The organism is Nocardia sp. FDAARGOS_372 (genome assembly GCF_002554515.1).
Classification (GTDB): domain Bacteria; phylum Actinomycetota; class Actinomycetes; order Mycobacteriales; family Mycobacteriaceae; genus Nocardia; species Nocardia farcinica.
Genome location: NZ_PDDW01000001.1, coordinates 3,789,060 through 3,804,749, shown reverse-complemented (window position 1 = coordinate 3,804,749; position 15,690 = coordinate 3,789,060). Strand labels below are relative to the sequence as shown.

Below are 15,690 nucleotides of genomic sequence, written 5' to 3'. Positions count from 1 at the left end.
TCGGCCTGCTCGCTGTTCGGGCTGCGTCGACGTGGTCAACCGGGAAGCGGACAAACCGGCGGTCGCCGCGGACACGGATGTCAGTGAGTTGGGCGGCCGAAGGGCCCTCGCTGTCGCGCGGTGTCTGCACGTGACGTAGGAGTAGGAGCATGGTGACCGCGGTTGTGTTCGACGTGGGCGAGACGTTGCTGGACGACTCGCGGGAGTGAACGAGCACCTCGACCACGCCACGATGCTCGGCGTCCGCGATCGGCTGATCGCGCCGCTGGTCGCCGAAGGCAACCGGGTGTTCCGCTTCGGGGCCGAGCAACCGGCCGACCATGCCGAAGAATTCGGATACGGGCTGCCGTGGCCCACGGTGGAGGCAGTGGCGGTACTGCTGGGCCGAGTCGCCGAGAGCACGCTGATCGGACTTGCACGCGCCGACGGTGCGCGGGTCGAGCGGGTCCTGGTCCGCGAGACCCAGTTGAACACTGCCGTCTACGAACCCCGGTTGTGCGATGAGCACCACCACGTTGGCCTCTTTGAGGCGTCACCTCGGTTATCGTCCTGTCCGTCGATCGTGAGAGCACCATGATGACCTCCACCACCACTCCAGCTCTCGGTCCGCTTGTCGGGGCATACGGCCTCGTCGGGCACGAGGAGCGTCTCCTGCTCGTCCGAGACCGGGACGCCAGCGCCTTCCGGCTACCCGGCGGTCGAGTACAACCAGGTGAATCCGTTGAGGACGCCCTGCGGCGCTCCGTGCGGGAACAGACCGACGTCGACCTCGCCTACCTCGACTTCTGTGCCACCGTGGAACTGCGCGATCACACCTCACCGAACGGGCCTGCCCTCTACGAACTGGCCCTGCTGTTCGACGTGACTCTCGCTGGCCCCGAAGCCGCCCGGTCCAGCGAACACGAACTGCGGTGGCTCACCCAAGCGGACCTCCACCAAGTCGAGCTGCGCCCCGCGGTCATCGCGGAACGACTGCGAAGCGACGCGCTGACTGTCGAACACCCGTGGTGGCCGCACTACTCCTGACCCTCACCGTCCACGGCCCGGTCCATTTGGCGCAGCTACGTGAGCCGGGCGCGCCCGAAGAACCGAAGGAACCATGCTGTCGGCACCCGACCTCACCGCTGCCCTGCCCGCGGCACAGGCCGCGATCGATCTTGCGGTCGAGCATGTCCTCAGCCACCGTCCTCGCTCGATCCGGTACAAGGGCGACCGCGACCCTGTGTCCGAAGTGGACGAGGACGTCGAACACGTGGTCCGCCAACGGTTGATTGCCGATGGACGCACCGAAATCGGGTTCCTCGGAGAGGAAACCGGCTCGGTTGGCAACCAGGAGACGTACTGGGTTCTCGATCCCATCGACGGCACGATCAACCACCACCACGGCAGTCCCTTGTGCGCGATCGCGCTCGGGCTCGTGCACAACCACCGCCCCATCCTCGGCGTCACAGCGCTTCCCTTTCTCGGACACCGCTACTGGGCGACCGACGGGCAGGGCGCTTACCGCGACGGAGAACCAATCGCCGCCTCGGGCACTGAGTCGCTCGATCGAGCCCTGATCGGGTTCAGCGACTATGGCAGCGGCCAGGACACTGCGCTACGAGACGTGCTCTGCTCCACTGTGGACCGGGAACTCACGGCACGAGCACAAGGGCTTCGCCGTTACGGCTCGTCCGCACTTGACCTCGTCTGGGTCGCCGACGGCACCCTTGATGCCTGCGTCCTGCTCGGCAACCGGACGTGGGACACCGCGGCCGGGGCCGTCATCGCCCGAGAGGCCGGAGCCCTCGTCCTGGATGCCGACGCCAGCCCACACACCACTCGTTCCCGGTGCGCGATTGCCACCACGCCAGGACTTCGCGAGGAGTTGCTGCCCTTCCTGCACGTCCTGCGTGGCACCCGTTTTTGGCCCGATGGCGACCGACACGAACCCGTCATGAGTCCGACCAGTTTGCCGCAGAGCAGTGAACCACAGTGAGGAGCCGGACACGAAGGCGGACGCGATGGTGATCCTGCCGAGTCCTCGCTGCTCGCCGGAAACCCCCGAACTGCCGTTCGATGCTGTCCACGGTAAAGCCGCGTGCCGCCATGCCGACAACGGACCACTCACCGAGTACCTCCCCAGCCTTGGACAACTGCCCGCCACGGGGCCGTCCGCGGTTCCGCTCGACCTCGACGAGGAACGAGCCGCCGCGCGGCGGGCCGCGCTGGAGGGACCGCGGCCCGACGACGAGCACCTGGCGCTTCTCGACCGCGTGCTGCAAGCACTGCGCCGCCTGTGACCAGCGCCGCCGCGACCTTGGCTGGAGTCCGTTTCATGCACCCGGCAACCGATGGCCTCAAGATTCCCGACCCGATCCCGGACGCTTCGATCTTCCAGCCCGCGCCGTGGGTCGCTCCGTCTTCCGAGCAGCTTCCCTTCCTCCGCCGGCGGCTTCACGAGCACTACGCCAACATCGCGGCCGAGGGCGCCCAGCAAGGACGTACAGGCCAGGTCGCCCGAGCCGCCGCGGCGGAGAGCGAGGGCCGGGAAGTGCGTCGATACGCCCGCGATGAAGCCGACCGCCTCCAGAACGCGAGCCTGACGTGGGTCGACCACGAGGCGATCGAGATGGCCGTGACCTACTCGTCCACCCCGTCCACCGAACCCGCCCGCTCGGACCGAATGCCCAGCATGACCGGCTTCATGCTGTTCGAGAGCTGCATCGGCGGCGCCCTCTATGACGCCGCGCGTGCGCAAGACCTGCCAGGCTCAGGATGGATACCAGCCCCCTGGCTCTACGACGTCTCCGGTTACGTCGAGGCCCCAATCGTCGCCATTAGCTGGTCACACCTGCCACCGCCGCACGAGGACCGGGTCCAACTGTCGTTCTACACCCCAAATCGGCCGCCCCACTGGACCGGCCTGCCCCCGGACACGTTCGTCGCCCAGTGGGCAGCGACAAAGACCCGCTACAGCGCGGGCTACTTCGCCGACCATGTCCGCTCGGTCTCGGCCCGGATGAGCCCGATGCCGGTACTCGCTACCTTCACCGCGACCCTTCAATTCGGTGAACTGCTCCCCGAACCCGACGCGAACCACTGCGCCGGGTGGGTCCAGACCGTCTACGGCCTATGGCAATTGCTCGACCACAAAGTCAAGAAACCGCTGACCCAGACCGATGTGATTGCAGCTCCGCGATCAGTGACCCGAGGCGACGCCCGAGCCGGCATCATCGCGACGAGCGCCGTGAACGTCGTCCGGGTACACCCGCGGTTCAGGACTGAAGACCTGCCTCCCCACGACGGAGACGACAACGCCGACCACGACACGTCGGACGAAAGCCGCAGCTCGCCTCACTATCGCCACCGGTACTGGCGCGGCCCGTATCGCGCAAACATGTGTATGAACACCTGGGGGCATAGCGAAGGAAACTGCGAACACAAAGAGGTGTCCGTGGGTCGGCATTTGTGTCGTCTGCCACGGCCGTGGGACCACCACGTGGCCAGTCATGGGACCACCGACAGCGGTGCAGAACTGGAACAGGTTATCGCGATGGCGATTGGCGGACGCTGTGTTCCCGGATGGCCGGTCAGCGGCTATGAGCGGACGTTCAGGCGGCCCGGAATCTGGCTGCTGATCTTGATAGTGCGGGCCAGCGGCCGAACTTCACCTGTGAACACAGTCAGTGCTGGGCGGCAGCAGCAACCGCGGTGGATTCTCAGACCGTGCGGCGCTCTTGCCGGTCGAGTTCGGCCAGCGTGCGTAGCGGATTCACGATCAGATCGAACAGACAGCTCGTCCGACGAGCCCATTGCATCGGGTTGTTGCCCTCGTCGAACGCAGCGGCGGACGCGAACTGGTCCTGGAGGTTCACCGGCAGCTTGCCGGCCAGAGCCGCACCGAGCTCGCGACGCAGGAGAGCTTGCGGAGACGACGGCCGAATGAATCGACTAAGCCTGTCGGTGGCCGGGACAGGGGTGTCGGAGGTGCCATCGAGAGCCGTGGCGGCTTCTCGCACCCAATCGTCGTCGCAGGCGTCAGGGAGCGGTACGGCGACCTGCTGGACGCTGGCGATCGCGCTCCGTCCCAGGGCGAGTGAGAGTCCGCCGGGGTCCTCGTGATAGTTGAGGTAGCGGGCGACGTCCACGCCTGGAGGGCAGACCTCGTCGAGAACTACGTCACCCATGAAGTCGCTGGGGTCTATGAGCCAGCCCTCCCGCACAACGACGGACGGCACCAGAAGAACGCGGTACAGGTAGAACTGGCTGCCGCGGTCAGCTTGGTCGCGCATCCGCCTCAGCATGTTGTGGACCGCGGACTCGTATGTGCCGACATGGAGGGCTTTCCCGCGCTGGCGCGCGGCCCACGCGGCGACCCGCTTCGCGCCGCCCATCACTCTTCGTGTCTCGGGCGTGAGATCGGCCGCCGGGTCGAAGTCCCTCGTCGGCCAGTCCGGCACCGTGGTCGTGTGGTACCAGGCGAACTGTGCGATCTTGTCGGCGTCGAGCGCAAGATCGTCGGGATTGACCGTCACCCGGGGAGCGTTTTCGTGTTCGCACGTCGTTCCGCACCCAGGGCACACCTCTCTACCTTGCTCCCAGCGGTCGATCCAATCGAGTCCGACCAGCCACTCGTGGGCGCAGATCCCGCACAGCATGCGGCGGTCGCGCGAGAAATCGATCGGCCGTTCCATGGCTCCATTATCCGGAGGGAGGTCGATGGCGGCGGATCGAGCCGTTGTTACCGCAGGTGCAGCGCTGGCGTCCGTGTCGGGTCGGGCCACTCTCGGCCGTCTCATCGCCGACCCATCCATAGAGACACTGCCGTGTTGATCGCGTCGCTCAGTGGCCTGTGCCAGCGGCATCAAGGTCACTGCGCAAACAATCGGAATCGGTCATCCACCGTTCGACCGCACATCGGCATTACAGGACATTCGGTCGCCATCGCCATGATCGCTCCGCGACGCAGATCTGGAACACGTTTCTCTCGGTAGATTACCGCTGTCGCTGGTCCCATGACTGGCAACGTGGTTGTCCCACGACGGTGGCAGACGACAATTTGCGCGGGCCGGTCGGCGCGCCATTCCGCGAGCGTGTCACGGAACTGCGCGGCTCACCGGCTCGTAACTCCGGCACCGGCCAGCCCAAGCCGTAGACCGCGACCTGCACGTCGATGATGAGGCGAGGCGCCCTCGGGCTCGATACGTCGCATGCTCCGAGGTAGTCGGCTCGAAACATCAGATCAGAGCTGGCCTGCCTGTTACGCCTTCTCGGCCGGCGGTCATGGCTCGAATCGGAAACCGTAGGTTCGGTCGCCGATGGGCACGCGACCGTAAGGCGATCGGCGCTGCAGGAGGATGCCCGCCAGCGCCTGGTCGACGAGGTCTTCAAGATCGACGATGCTGCGTCGTTCCAAGAGCATGACGTAGTGCGTTGCGTGGGGGCTTTCCCTTGGGAGGTTGCCAGTCGGAGTCTTCATTGATGCGGAGGCAATGTTCGACGCCGTGTCGCGGGCACCTCCAGACGGCGGGTATCTCGGCGTCTGTCGAGAACGGCACAGTGAACTCGTGTCCTCTTCGGCACGCGAAGCGGACTTGAATCCGCGGCGCCGGCCGCGCATCGCGATCCGGTTCGCCAGTGGGCGTTCCCAGGCGGTAGCCCCGCAAGACGCGTCTGGGCATCATGATCTCCGCTCGCGTATCGGATGGCTGGTGTCGCGAGCCGTTCTCGTGCCCGCTGTCGCTTGGCTATGGGGCTTTGGTTTTGGTCCGGGTAGCGCCGCCGCGTCCACGCAGCACCACGCCGGACTCGGTCAGGATTCGGTGCACGAAGCCGTACGAGCGGTCGGTGGCCTCGGCCAGTGCACGGATGCTGGCGCCCTTTTCGTACTTCTTCTTCAGGTCAGCAGCCATCTTGATGCGGGCCTCGCCGGTGATCCGCTTTCCCTTGACCGTGGTGTGTGCTGCCATGTCGTTCGCTCCTCTTCGCATTCAGGCGGTCGGTTGGTCGGAGTCGAGGGCGTCGCGCCGGGCGATGACGGTGGCCTTGCTCTTGTCGGCGCCGGGGCCGGCGGCGGTGTAGTAGTCGATGGCCTGGCTGTAGCAGCGGTGGGCCTCGGCGGTGTCGCCGAGCGCGGCGTGGACCTCGCCGAGCACAGTGCATAGGTCGGCCAGGTAGCCGACCGAGCCGTAGTCGCGCACGGCCTGCTCGATCTCGGCCAGCTCCGACACTGCCTCGGCGGCTTGCCCGTTCAGGGTCAGGGCCCGCGCCAAGTGCAGGACGGTGCGGGCGTGGCCGATGTCATCGCCGATGCCGGTGAACATGCTCGCCGCCAGCCGCAGGTGGTGGAGTGCGAGCTGGGCGTCGGCGATCTTGGGGTGCAGGGCGGTTTCGCCGAGGCGTCGGTGTCGCAGCGCGATGCTGCGGGCGTCGTTCATCCCCTCGGCGACTTCCAGGGCATGTTCGAGGTCCGGGAGGGCGGCGTGCGGGTCGTCGGCCTTGAGGTGGGCGCGGGCGCGGGTGGACAGCGCGCCGGAGTGCAGCCACGGGTCACCGACTTCGGCGGCCAGCTCGACGGCGATCGTGCAGATGGCGACTGCGGCCTCGTGGTGGCCGAGGTTGGTCTCGCCGAAGCCCTGGCGGGTGCGGCAGACGACCTCCAGGATGTGCCCGGCGTCGGCGGCGGCATTAGCCCCGAGGAACTGCGAGCTCACCAACTCACCGGCGGTGTAGTTGGGTCGCAGCGGGTTCCACAGGACCTCGCCGAACTGGTACACCAGCTCCGTCCAGCCCTGGTCGGCGGCGTCCTGTTGAGCGGCGAGAAGGTTGGCGCGTTCGGTCTCGGCCCAGTCCAGGGCGGCCTTCGCGTCGGCGAACATGCCGGTGTCCAGATCGGTGTAGACGGGGCTGAACCGGCGAGGGAAAGGATTGATGATCTTGTCGGCCGCCGCCCCGCGCCGCAGGTACCACTCGATCATCCGGCGGCGCACCGCCAGCCGCTTGGCCTGGTCATCCTGGCCTGCCAGGGCTCGCACGTGCTCACGCAGGACGTCGTGCAGCCGGTAGCGCTCGTCCCCGGACTCGGTGACGAGGTTCGCCTCCACCAGCCGCCCGAGCCCGCGGCCGACGTCGGTGACCGGCACGTCGAGCCCGGCGGCGAGCGGCTCGGCTGTGAACTCGACGCCGGGATGCTCGGCCAGACCGCGGTAGAGCCGGGCGGTGGTGGCGTCTAGGTCCTCGTAACTCATCTGCAGCACTCCTTCAACGGACAGCTCGTGCGGGTCCAAAGCGCCAGTGGACGCCTCGGCGAGGTGGGTCAGCCGGGTGATCAGGCGCGCCGGGTCGCGCCGGGGGTAGGCGGCGAGATGGGCTCCGGCGATGGTTAGGGCCAGCGGATGCCCGTGACAGCGGATGGCCAGCGCGTGCAGCAGCTCCTCGCCGATGGGCTGTCGATCCTCGTCGAGGAGGCCGGTCAGGAGCGCGGCGCCGGTGGCGGCGGGGAAGCAGTCGAGGTCGAGGTGGCGGAAGCCCGCGATGGCCAGCTCGGCGAGCCGATTGGGGCTGGTGACCAGGATCGTGCCGCGCGCCGTGGCAGGTACCAGGGGCTGCACCTGCTCGGCGGAACGGGCGTTGTCGACCAGCATGGCCACCGCCTTGTCCGAGGTGACCGTTCGGTACAGCGCGACCAGCTCGGCCACCTCGCCCGGCAGGTCGTCGGCGGCGACGCCGAGCGCGCGGAGCCATCCGGCGAGGACCTGCGCGGTGGCCGGTGGCGGGTGGCCGCTCCAGCCGTTGAGGTCCACGTGCAGCACGCCGTCGGGGTGGCGCTCGTGGTGTCCGTCGAGCCAGCGCACCGCCAAGCCGGTCTTGCCGACCCCGCCCAGGCCGGTCACCACCACGCGGGTCGGGCCCGCCGTGGTGAGCAGACGGTCCAGCCGCTCCAATTCATCTGCGCGGTCGACCCAGGTGTGCGCGGGCGGCGGAAGCTGCCGGGGAACCGGCACTCGGTGCTCGGGAGCGTGCAGGACGATGGTGTCGGCGGTTACCGTGCGGGCTTGCAGCACCTGGCCGTGGGCCGATCCGGACACGGTGTTGATGTGCTCGGCCTTGTTCATGCGCGCTCCGCGGGCTCGGGACGGCGGTCGGCGAGCACGGCGTTGCCCCACAGGCACTCGCGTACGGGCAGGGTGAGCCCGTCCGGTCGCCACAAGCCGATCGGCGCCACGCCGTCCGGGTGTGGTTGCCACGGTCCCAGCAGGTCGGCGAACTGCCGCCGGCTTCGGTGGACGAGCGTGATCCCGGCCCTGGCGAGACAGTCCTCGATCGCACCGGCCGATTCCAGCCCGAGGACGATGCCGTCGGCGTGTGAGGCGGCCAACAGCGAGCCGGGTGCCAGCCGCTCGTGGTACCTGGCCAATGCGGCGGCCGGATCCTCGGCGTCGGGCAGGCAATGCAACACCGACCCGGCCACCACGCCCACCGGGCGAGTCAGATCGAGCAGCCGAGTGGTCACGGCATGGTCGAGCACCTCGTCAACGTGCCGCAGGTCGGCCTCGATCACCCCGGTGCTCGGATCGTCCGCATGGACGATCAGACCGAGACCGGCGATGGCTATGGGGTCGCGATCGACGTAGACGACGCGGACGTCAGGACGTTCAGCCTGGGCGAGATGGTGCACGGGGTGGGCGCTGAACATGCCCGCACCCAGGTCGAGGAACTGCTCGATTCCGGCCGTGAGCATGTGAAGGACTGCGCGGCGGACGAAGGCGCGGCTCTCGCGGACGAATACGTCATACCCAGGCACCAGCGTGGTGATCTTGTCGGCCACGGCGCGGTCGGACGCGAAGTTGTGCCCACCACCGAGCAGGTAGTCGTAGATCCGGAACAGCGACGGCGCGTCGGGGTCTACCTGTTGTTCAAGACCTGACGCGCTCTCATGCGTCGCCATCACCGTGACGTTCTCCCACCCCGTCTCGCCATCACGAGCCGACTCACCGTGCGTCTGGTCGACCCACCTGCCGTGACCTGCGGCGCACCAGCACCAGTCGAACCGGCTGGGTCGATTCGTGTGGGCGATTAGACGGCTGTATCAAGATCTGAACCAGAGCGGCGGCGAGGCGCTGGTGAGGCGCCAATGAGGCGACACCACACGTGAGCTCGACAGCAGCGGCGGCATGGTTCACCCGGTTGAGTGGGAGGGCGGATAGGTAGGCTTCGAACGTGCTGGCCCTGACGGGACCGCTTCGACGAACGGCGCTTGGAGGGCCTGCTCATGGGCGAGCTCGGTGTGATCCGGAGTTACGCCTACTGGTCGGATCGCCGTATCCGGGACATCGCGTCGGCAAACGGCATCGCCCTCGAACGGCGCGTGAGTTGGAAGGCCAAGACGGCGTCGATTCCCTTGATCGGTGGGCTCGAATTTGCGCAGGAGGCGCGCACGCTCGACCGTGCTGAGGTCGCACGTCGAATCGAAACGGCGATCGGAGACCTCGCAGTCGAGGACTTCGTCACCCCGCCGCCGGCGGTGTTCGCCAAGGGCGTCGGCCGTGTCGAGTTCGCCCAGTTCACGGGCGGTATTGAGAAGCGACAAGGCGTCGTGATGTACGTCAGCACTCGCAGCAGCACTGGCGTCCGCGTCGATGTGTGCCTGTTCGGCAGCCTTGAGAACACCGCCGACTACGTCGGCGGCTCCGACAAGCCACCGGAAGGATGGTCGTCCTCCGCAGCTCGGGCGATTGCTCTGTACATCCGGAGCCGCGGCACGATCAACAATTCACAGTGGGACGACCCAGAGTCCATCGCGGTCGAAGCCCTGAAGATCGCGACCGAGCAGGGCGTGACCGGAACCTGGGACGAACACGAGGACAAGCCCTGGACGCGGGGCTTCACGCTCGGCCACGCGACTGAATCCGAGTGGTTCGCGCAGATCTACAGCGACGTCGTGCTCGACAAAGACCGGTGGACCTTTGACCGCGACGGCGGCATCAGCCCAGACGTCGAACGCATCCTCATCGGCGCTCCACTGTGGGTACGGACTCCGGGCGCACACGCCGTCACCCGCTACCGGGACCTACGTCGAGGGAGCGGCGGGGAACATGACGGTCGGCTCCTGCCTGGCCTGGATGGCCAACGCCTACGTCGTTGACGGGACACAATGATCGAGTGAGCGACGACTGGGAGCTGCGCTGGGCATCGGGAGCCCGGCGGTTCTACGTCGCCGAGATCGTGCGGCAGGCGAGTTACGCCTTGGCCGCGGTGCAACAGGCTCTCATTCTCAGCCGGGATCCGCAGCGGCGTTCCGAGGCGTGGCCTGCGGTCCAGTCGTTCCTCACCGCGTCCGCCATCATCAGCAAGCTGTTGTGGCCCGTCAGGGCCGATGGAGCGGATCCCAAGTCCCGTTGGCGTCGCTTCCGCGCCGACCGACTGCGGACAGAGCTGATGATCAGCGACACCTCGGCCCTCCGGGACAGGAAGGTCCGGGACTCCGCCGATCACTTCGACGAACGCATCGACGACCTTGTCCGCGACCAGCGCATCCCACAGTCGTGGACAGACCTGGCGGATGCGGAGTTCGTGCGGCAGCCAGCCCCGTTCCGCGCCATCGACCCTGACACTGGCGAGGTGCTCGCAGGCCATGATCGAATGGCTCTGGGGCCAGTCATCGCGGAGCTGAATGCGGTTCTGCGGCGGTGCGAAGACATCGAGCCCGGATTAACCAGCGCTCCAGACATCGCCATGCTGCTAGCCACGCTGAGGTGGCCGCCGCTGCCGTCCCTGTTCGCCCCCACCGAACGCCCTGACGAACCGGTCATTGCCGGGGCTACGTTTGGAACGACCGGGCCTCAGTCCCTGGAAGAGCTCATCGCACTGGTTGCCGACCAACTCTCCGACCACCCGGAGCCGAACCGACCACACGGCGCAGACGGATAGTTACTACGACCGGCTGGCTCAGTTCTCGTCGAAGTGCGCCTCGGCGGCCCGGCGGATCTGCGCTAGGCGCTTCGAGACGGCGCTGTGGTTGGCGTACCCGAGCACGTCCGCGATCTCGGTCTTCCTGGTCACGCCGCTGTTGAGCAGCACGACGATCTGCCGGTTCCGGGCGTCCAGCAGTGTGAGGAAGTCGTTGGTGACCAGGTTGTCCAGCACCTCGCTCTCCGGCCCTTGGACCGGGATGGTGTCGGTCAACTCGACGAACTTCACCGTGACCTTGCGTCGTTTGCCGTGCAGCTTGCGTTCGAAGTCTTCGCGTGCGTACGACCAGTGGCTGGAGAAGTCGTCCTCGATGCGGTGGGAGCGGACGGCGTCCAGGATGCCGCGGAGCTGGCCGGTCCGGTCGGCGGCTTCCACGGTCTCGACCACGGCGTCGTGGGCGTCGTCCTCGCCGAACCACACGGGCCCGCCCATCCGCGGGTTGCCGGCGATGGCCCCGGCGAGCACGCTGCCGTCCTCCAGGAGGACCGGGCCGGGCGTCTTGCCCTTGTCGACCTCGGGGAAGTCCCGCAGCCGGTCTTGGATCGTGGCGGTGACCGCGGGCACCCAGAAGTCGAGGTTGTGGGCCAGCAGCCGGATCGGGTCGTCGGCTGAGAACGCCTTCATCTTCGACCCCGACATCAGGTGCGGCCAGACCGTCCACGCCCAGGCGCGGGCGAGCCGGGCTTCGAAATCGGTCGGCAGGAAGTCGTCGATGCCGGCCCAGTCGGCCATGAACGGCCACTGGCCGCCACGCAACAGCGGGAGTCCGAACATGTCCAGGATGCGCTTGGGCAGCAGGTGGAACAGCGGCGCGTACTCGAAGTACCGCGCCCGCGTCCGGGGCACGAATGTGACATTGACGTCGCCGAGATCGGCGATCTTCGCCATCGGCTTCGGCAGGTCGTCCAAGTCGAAGAAGCGCCGCCGGAACTGGGCCGCTTCCCACAGCATGTTCCACTGCGCGAGTGCGACGAAGTCCCGGTCCGAGGTGTGGGACATCGGGAGCGTCGCGTACTCCGGCGGAGCCGGTTCGCGCGGGCGGACGACGCCGCCGAAGATGAATCCGGCTGAGATGTTCCGCAGGGATGGGAACTCCTCCGGAGTGGCCTCGGCCTCGGGGAGGAACACGTCATCGCGCCGCCACGCCAGCACCTCGGCCGCAGTCGGCTCGCGATCCTCGCTCACCTCATCCTCCGCCGTTCGCTGCTCCGTGCGCTGACCGGTCCGCTCGTCGATCTGGGTCATACCTACATCACGACAGTCTCCGCGGGATTCGTTCCGAGCGCCGCGAGAGTCACCGGACGTCACCGCACTCCTCGCCTCCGACGCAACCGCCGAGGACGCTCCTAGACCTCAACCGGACACCGTCCGACACACTCGAACGTATGTGCGAAGAGATGGTACGTTGCTGGTCATGGACCCGCGGCTACTCCGAACTGCTCAACCGGACGGCAGGCTGGCATACGGGCGCGACAGCTCCGGCAGGCCCGTGGCGCTCCTGCCGGCCAGGTGCAAGCTCGGCTTGCACACGCTCCCTCCATCCGAGTATCGGGCGGTTGTGCACGATGGCGAGGTCCATATCAGCTGTCCGGCTTGCGCTGCCGAGGGTGCTGATCATTGCTGGCGGCTGACTACCAATGGCCCGACTCCCGACCGCGCTGAACTGGACGAGGAGACCTATCGCGACCTCGTCCTCCGTCGAGCGAGGACAACACCGTCGTCGGCGGGTGGCCAACGTGATCAATAGCCCGTTCACCACCTGGGAAGGCGACGACGTTCACGGCCGAAGGCCCGTGCTCACCAGCGTCTGGGTCCTGCTGGACGACCTGTTCCCTCGCCCGCCCGATGCCCCTCGACACGTCATCGTGACTGGCCTGGATCTGACGGGCAAGGTGCAAGGCCGGCTCCACGGACGCTTTCCCAGCGTCGATGGCAACTGGCTCGGAGTGGTCAACTACGAGATCAGCTACGCCGATGGCCGCCGAGAGAAGCTGCACCTGGTCGACCAGTTGCTGCCGTTCTCGGTGCTGCGAGAACCGAAATAGCTCGATCGAGCATGCGCCCCGCGCCGTAGAGTTCATGCCCTACGGATGGAGGAGTGAGCGGTGGCGGAACCGGCGGCAGTACCCGACTTCGACGAACGGCTTGCCGGATTCCAGTCGACCACGTTCAAGGAGCTTCGGCCTGGTCAGAGGCAGGTACTGGCCGCCTACGCGGCTCACCACCTCACGACACCGGACGTGGCGATCGAAATGCCGACCGGTGAGGGGAAGACCCTGTTGGCGCTGTTGATCGCCGACTACGCCCTCGACCAGGGAATGTCGGTTGCTTACCTGACCGGCACCCGCCAGCTGGCAGAGCGGGTTGAGGACGAAGCCACCAAGTTGGGCCTGGAGGTCGTCCGGTTCGCCGCGAAGGACTACGGCGGCGCCAAGCTCGACGACTACCACCAGGCCCAGGCGGTGGGCGTGATGAACTATTGGGTCTACTTCAACAGCAGGCCCGTTCCGAAACCCGCCGACCTGGTCATCTTCGACGACGCCCATCTAGCGGAACAGCCGCTCAGCGGGCTACAGACCCTGCGCATCCCCGACAAGCCTGGCCCTGCTCGCGTCCTGTATCGAACGATCTGTGATCTTGTCGTCGCGCACACCGACGCATACGCCGGACTGCAGGCGATGCGCGATGGCACCGCTCGGCCGGGCACCCCGCCCGAGCTGCTGTCGTTCAGCGACTGGGCGGCGATCGCCACAGCGTCGCGGGACGCGATCGAGGCGTCGCCGCTGGTCGCCGACCTCGCGCTCAAGGACGAGTCGGACGAGATCAAGGCAGAGGTCAAGAAGCTCCGGGACGAGATCAAGTGGGTGTGGCCGAAGGTCCGTGAGCACCTCACCCACTGCGGCGTGCTTGTCGGGCCGTCCGGAATCGAGATCCGCCCCTACCACCCGCCGACGGCGCTGAACGCGGGGTACAGCCAGGCCAAGCAGCGGATCTATCTCTCGGCGACCCTCGGTTCGATGGACGACCTGCAACGCCGCATCGGCGGCGGCCGGGTCACCCGGCTGGAGACCGAGCAGCCGCTGCTTTCCGGCAGCACCGGCGAGCGCATGTTCGCGTTGAACCCCTCGTCCGAGCAGGCACTCGACCTCGGCGTGCTCAGCTGGGCACTCGAACAAGTCCAGGCAGCCGGTGGGAAGGCGGCCTGGCTGTGCGCCAGCCACAGCGAAGCGGACACACTGCAAGCGATCCTCGGTGGGCTCGGCCATCCCGTCTACCGCCTCCGGGCCGGCGACGACACCGCAGTCGACGGCTGGAGCCGCGCTCCCCAGGGGCAGTTGATCACTGCGGGCCGCTATGACGGGCTCGACTTCCCCGGCGACATCTGCAAGCTGGTGATCATCACCACGGTCCCGCAGGCCAGCAGCGAGTTCGAGCGGTTCGTGGTCGCCTACCTCGGTGACGCGACCTTCATGCGGCACCGTGTCGGACAACGAGTCACCCAGGCTCTCGGCCGGGCCAATCGCACCGCGACCGACCGCTCGCTGTACCTGGGACTCGACCCGACGTTCGCCCAGATCCTCGCCGACCCAGCGGTTCGCGCGTCCATTCCCGAAGGCACACAGCCGATCGTTCGCGCCGCGCTCGAACTCTACGACCAGGGCTCGGTCGCCACGACCGACGCCTGCCGGGCGTTCTGGCAGGTGGCCCAACCGTCCGGCCCCACCGAACCCGTCAAGCAGGCAACGCCGCGGCGACGGCCACGCCCAGGACGTAGCACCGGCGGCAGCGGTGAGGTCGCTAGCGCCGACGCTGAGGTGTCGGCGGCCACCGACCTGTGGATCGGCGACCACGGCCGCGCTGCTGAGCGAGCACGCGAAGCCGCGGACCTGCTCGCATCCGCCGGAGAGACCGAGCACGCCGCGTTCTGGCGCTACGTCCAAGCCCACGCACTGTTCGACCGCGGACGGAACGAGGACCTCGCCGCCGCGCGCACCGCCCTCGAAGACGCCACCACCAACGGGCCTCGCACCGCGTGGTTCCGCCGGTTGGGCCGCACGGTCGCCGACCTCAAGGGACACGAGCGCACCGCTGACGACACCGACCGCCTCTTCCTCGTGTGGGATGAATGGCGTCGTGAAGCCGGAGGCCGGCTCGACCGCGCACTCTCCGACGGGCGCACCCTGCTCGCCGGCAGCCACGATCAGCAATGCGACGGCCTCAAGGTGCTCGCACGTCTGGTCGGAGCCAGTGGAGAACGACCGCCCAAGACCGAACAAAGCGCCACCGACTGCCGGTGGACCTGGTCAACCGTCAAGCGCGGCGAACGTCGCGTTTGGGAGGTCAAGACCGGCGAACCGCACCCGGTGTCCCGCGGAGACGTCAACCAGCTGCTCGGCCAGATCGAAGTCGAGACCAAGCGCGCAGCCAAGACACGGGTCTACGGCTGCTTGCTCACCCCGGCCACCACCGTCCAGAGCGACGCCGCCGAGGCAGCCCGCGACAGGATCACCCTCATCAATCACGACGCCGCCGTCCGGCTCTACAACCTGCTGGCCGACCGCCTTCAGCAGTACGCAGCGCTCTGCGGCGACGGCAACGCCGAAGCCCGCGGCGAGGCTCGCACGAAGATCGAGGCCACACTGCCGCCTGACGGCTGGCTGGGCAAACTGCTCTCCCCAACCCTCGGGAAGATCATCACCGTGGACGACGTGGCGAGCTTGTTCCCCTCGCGCTGAC

The 15,690-nt window shown here is 67.5% G+C and carries 14 protein-coding genes and 1 pseudogene; 8 read left to right on the top strand and 7 right to left on the bottom strand.

Annotation, left to right across the window (positions count from 1 at the left end):
* The first annotated feature begins 205 nt into the window (after positions 1-205).
* The 4 genes from CRM89_RS18175 to CRM89_RS18160 all read left to right on the top strand — a co-directional run bounded on the left by CRM89_RS18175 (position 206) and on the right by CRM89_RS18160 (position 2,282).
* A complete protein-coding gene (locus CRM89_RS18175) occupies positions 206-577 on the top strand; it encodes a hypothetical protein (RefSeq protein WP_098085252.1) in 372 nt (123 codons plus the stop codon).
* Positions 574-1,026 (top strand): NUDIX domain-containing protein, encoded by a 453-nt coding sequence (locus CRM89_RS18170; RefSeq protein ID WP_098085249.1) that lies wholly within the window; start codon positions 574-576, stop codon positions 1,024-1,026. Before CRM89_RS18175 ends, CRM89_RS18170 begins: the two co-directional genes overlap by 4 nt.
* 73 nt (positions 1,027-1,099) lie before the next feature.
* A complete protein-coding gene (locus tag CRM89_RS18165) occupies positions 1,100-1,978 on the top strand; it encodes an inositol monophosphatase family protein (RefSeq protein WP_098085246.1) in 879 nt (292 codons plus the stop codon).
* A 25-nt stretch (positions 1,979-2,003) separates the two neighbouring features.
* Complete coding sequence (locus CRM89_RS18160; RefSeq protein ID WP_127516253.1) at positions 2,004-2,282, top strand: hypothetical protein; 279 nt, start codon at positions 2,004-2,006, stop codon at positions 2,280-2,282.
* A gap of 1,419 nt (positions 2,283-3,701) precedes the next feature.
* On the opposite strand, the gene CRM89_RS18155 is transcribed toward CRM89_RS18160, so the two are convergent.
* The 6 genes and pseudogenes from CRM89_RS18155 to CRM89_RS18135 form a co-directional block, all read right to left on the bottom strand.
* Positions 3,702-4,676: a hypothetical protein gene (locus CRM89_RS18155; RefSeq protein ID WP_098085241.1), complete on the bottom strand. Its 975-nt coding sequence runs from the start codon at positions 4,674-4,676 to the stop codon at positions 3,702-3,704.
* Positions 4,677-5,263: 587 nt separating this feature from the next.
* Positions 5,264-5,404 carry a hypothetical protein gene (locus tag CRM89_RS32300; RefSeq protein WP_371392077.1) on the bottom strand — a complete coding sequence of 47 codons (141 nt, stop codon included), beginning with the start codon at positions 5,402-5,404 and terminating at the stop codon, positions 5,264-5,266.
* A pseudogene (locus tag CRM89_RS32295) lies at positions 5,405-5,663 on the bottom strand (RNA polymerase-binding protein RbpA); the annotation flags it as partial.
* A gap of 66 nt (positions 5,664-5,729) precedes the next feature.
* Positions 5,730-5,951 carry a helix-turn-helix domain-containing protein gene (locus CRM89_RS18145; protein WP_098085238.1) on the bottom strand — a complete coding sequence of 74 codons (222 nt, stop codon included), beginning with the start codon at positions 5,949-5,951 and terminating at the stop codon, positions 5,730-5,732.
* Between the two features lie 21 nt (positions 5,952-5,972).
* Positions 5,973-8,096 (bottom strand): hypothetical protein, encoded by a 2,124-nt coding sequence (locus CRM89_RS18140; RefSeq protein ID WP_098085235.1) that lies wholly within the window; start codon positions 8,094-8,096, stop codon positions 5,973-5,975.
* The gene (locus CRM89_RS18135) at positions 8,093-8,929 is read right to left on the bottom strand and encodes an SAM-dependent methyltransferase (protein ID WP_098085232.1); all 837 of its coding nucleotides are present in this window, start codon (positions 8,927-8,929) and stop codon (positions 8,093-8,095) included. The genes CRM89_RS18140 and CRM89_RS18135 overlap by 4 nt, the downstream gene beginning before the upstream one ends.
* 324 nt (positions 8,930-9,253) lie before the next feature.
* Between CRM89_RS18135 and CRM89_RS18130 the strand changes: the two genes are divergently transcribed.
* Positions 9,254-10,126 carry a hypothetical protein gene (locus CRM89_RS18130; RefSeq protein WP_127516251.1) on the top strand — a complete coding sequence of 291 codons (873 nt, stop codon included), beginning with the start codon at positions 9,254-9,256 and terminating at the stop codon, positions 10,124-10,126.
* A gap of 17 nt (positions 10,127-10,143) precedes the next feature.
* Positions 10,144-10,911: a hypothetical protein gene (locus CRM89_RS18125; RefSeq protein WP_098085227.1), complete on the top strand. Its 768-nt coding sequence runs from the start codon at positions 10,144-10,146 to the stop codon at positions 10,909-10,911.
* An 18-nt stretch (positions 10,912-10,929) separates the two neighbouring features.
* On the opposite strand, the gene CRM89_RS18120 is transcribed toward CRM89_RS18125, so the two are convergent.
* A complete protein-coding gene (locus CRM89_RS18120) occupies positions 10,930-12,138 on the bottom strand; it encodes a hypothetical protein (RefSeq protein ID WP_098087037.1) in 1,209 nt (402 codons plus the stop codon).
* Between the two features lie 542 nt (positions 12,139-12,680).
* Between CRM89_RS18120 and CRM89_RS18115 the strand changes: the two genes are divergently transcribed.
* Positions 12,681-12,998 (top strand): hypothetical protein, encoded by a 318-nt coding sequence (locus CRM89_RS18115; protein WP_216641980.1) that lies wholly within the window; start codon positions 12,681-12,683, stop codon positions 12,996-12,998.
* A gap of 60 nt (positions 12,999-13,058) precedes the next feature.
* On the top strand, positions 13,059-15,689 hold the full coding sequence (locus tag CRM89_RS18110; RefSeq protein WP_098085224.1) for a DEAD/DEAH box helicase family protein: 2,631 nt from the start codon (positions 13,059-13,061) through the stop codon (positions 15,687-15,689).
* The last annotated feature ends 1 nt before the right edge of the window (position 15,690 follow it).

Bases quoted from the DNA above. Each gene is read 5' to 3' on its own strand.
- CRM89_RS18145 (WP_098085238.1), bottom strand. From the start codon at position 5,951: ATGGCAGCACACACCACGGTCAAGGGAAAGCGGATCACCGGCGAGGCC.
- CRM89_RS18135 (WP_098085232.1), bottom strand. From the start codon at position 8,929: ATGGCGACGCATGAGAGCGCGTCAGGTCTTGAACAACAGGTAGACCCC.
- CRM89_RS18160 (WP_127516253.1), top strand. From the start codon at position 2,004: ATGGTGATCCTGCCGAGTCCTCGCTGCTCGCCGGAAACCCCCGAACTG.
- CRM89_RS18165 (WP_098085246.1), top strand. From the start codon at position 1,100: ATGCTGTCGGCACCCGACCTCACCGCTGCCCTGCCCGCGGCACAGGCC.
- CRM89_RS18170 (WP_098085249.1), top strand. From the start codon at position 574: ATGATGACCTCCACCACCACTCCAGCTCTCGGTCCGCTTGTCGGGGCA.
- CRM89_RS18140 (WP_098085235.1), bottom strand. From the start codon at position 8,096: ATGAACAAGGCCGAGCACATCAACACCGTGTCCGGATCGGCCCACGGC.
- CRM89_RS32300 (WP_371392077.1), bottom strand. From the start codon at position 5,404: ATGCTCTTGGAACGACGCAGCATCGTCGATCTTGAAGACCTCGTCGAC.
- CRM89_RS18130 (WP_127516251.1), top strand. From the start codon at position 9,254: ATGGGCGAGCTCGGTGTGATCCGGAGTTACGCCTACTGGTCGGATCGC.
- CRM89_RS18155 (WP_098085241.1), bottom strand. From the start codon at position 4,676: ATGGAACGGCCGATCGATTTCTCGCGCGACCGCCGCATGCTGTGCGGG.